The 2231-nt window shown below is 53.7% G+C and carries 1 rRNA gene; it reads left to right on the forward strand.

Features of this window, described 5'->3' with window-relative positions:
- A 23S ribosomal RNA gene (locus CXK86_RS31665) occupies nt 1–2223 on the forward strand; the annotation flags it as partial.
- Nucleotides 2224–2231: the final 8 nt, after the last annotated feature.

Here is a 2231-nt window from a genome sequence, read left to right on the forward strand (position 1 = left end):
AGTACGTGGACGTAGACCCGAAACCGGGTGATCTACCCCTGTCCAGGGTGAAGGTGCGGTAACACGCACTGGAGGCCCGAACCCACGCATGTTGAAAAATGCGGGGATGAGGTGGGGGTAGCGGAGAAATTCCAATCGAACTCGGAGATAGCTGGTTCTCCCCGAAATAGCTTTAGGGCTAGCCTCGGAAAACAGAGTCGTGGAGGTAGAGCACTGATTGGGTGCGGGGCCCGCAAGGGTTACCAAGCTCAGTCAAACTCCGAATGCCATAGACTTACTTCCGGGAGTCAGACAGTGAGTGCTAAGATCCATTGTCAAAAGGGAAACAGCCCAGACCATCAGCTAAGGTCCCCAAGTGTGTGTTAAGTGGGAAAGGATGTGGAGTTGCACAGACAACCAGGATGTTGGCTTAGAAGCAGCCATCATTGAAAGAGTGCGTAATAGCTCACTGGTCGAGTGACTCTGCGCCGAAAATGTAACGGGGCTAAACACACCACCGAAGCTATGGCTTGATGCTTTGCATCAGGGGTAGGGGAGCGTTGTATAAGGGTTGAAGGTGTACCGTAAGGAGCGCTGGACATTATACAAGTGAGAATGCCGGTATGAGTAACGAAAAGATCAGTGAGAATCTGATCCGCCGAAAGCCTAAGGGTTCCTGAGGAAGGCTCGTCCGCTCAGGGTAAGTCGGGACCTAAGGCGAGGCCGAAAGGCGTAGTCGAAGGACAACAGGTCGAAATTCCTGTACCACCGTAAGCCGTTATGAGCAATGGGGGGACGCAGTAGGGTAGTGACGCGGACTGATGGATGTCCGTCTAAGCAGTAAGGCTGATGTGTAGGCAAATCCGCACATTGTAAGGCTGAGCTGTGATGGGGAGCGAAAATTATAGTAGCGAAGGTCATGATCTCACACTGCCAAGAAAAGCCTCTAGCCAGGTGATGGTGCCCGTACCGCAAACCGACACAGGTAGGCGAGAAGAGTATTCTAAGGCGCGCGGAAGAACTCTCGTTAAGGAACTCGGCAAAATGACCCCGTAACTTCGGGAGAAGGGGTGCCCCGGTAGTGTGAATAGCACGAGGGGGCCGCAGTGAAAAGGCCCAAGCGACTGTTTAGCAAAAACACAGGTCTGTGCGAAGCCGTAAGGCGAAGTATACGGGCTGACGCCTGCCCGGTGCTGGAAGGTTAAGGGGAGTGGTTAGGAGCAATCCGAAGCTGTGAACCGAAGCCCCAGTAAACGGCGGCCGTAACTATAACGGTCCTAAGGTAGCGAAATTCCTTGTCAGGTAAATTCTGACCCGCACGAATGGCGTAACGACTTGGGCGCTGTCTCAACGAGAGATCCGGTGAAATTTTAATACCTGTGAAGATGCAGGTTACCCGCGACAAGACGGAAAGACCCCATGGAGCTTTACTGCAGCTTGATATTGAATTTGGGTACGATCTGTACAGGATAGGTGGGAGCCTTTGAAACGTGAGCGCCAGCTTGCGTGGAGGCAACGTTGGGATACCACCCTGATCGTATCTAGGTTCTAACCTGGTACCGTAATCCGGTGCGGGGACAGTGTCAGGTGGGCAGTTTGACTGGGGCGGTCGCCTCCTAAAGAGTAACGGAGGCGCCCAAAGGTTCCCTCAGAATGGTTGGAAATCATTCGAAGAGTGCAAAGGCATAAGGGAGCTTGACTGCGAGACCTACAAGTCGAGCAGGGACGAAAGTCGGGCTTAGTGATCCGGTGGTACCGCATGGAAGGGCCATCGCTCAACGGATAAAAGCTACCCTGGGGATAACAGGCTTATCTCCCCCAAGAGTCCACATCGACGGGGAGGTTTGGCACCTCGATGTCGGCTCATCGCATCCTGGGGCTGAAGTAGGTCCCAAGGGTTGGGCTGTTCGCCCATTAAAGCGGTACGCGAGCTGGGTTCAGAACGTCGTGAGACAGTTCGGTCCCTATCTGTCGTGGGCGTAGGAAATTTGAGAGGAGCTGTCCTTAGTACGAGAGGACCGGGATGGACGTACCGCTGGTGTACCAGTTGTTCCGCCAGGAGCACCGCTGGGTAGCTATGTACGGACGGGATAAACGCTGAAAGCATCTAAGCGTGAAGCCCCCCTCAAGATGAGATTTCCCAGTATGTAAGACCCCTTGAAGACGACGAGGTAGATAGGCTGGGGGTGGAAGTGCAGCAATGCATGGAGCTGACCAGTACTAATCGGTCGAGGGCTTATCCAATAGCAAGT

This window comes from Paenibacillus sp. BGI2013 (genome assembly GCF_002843485.1).
Lineage (GTDB): Bacteria > Bacillota > Bacilli > Paenibacillales > Paenibacillaceae > Paenibacillus > Paenibacillus amylolyticus.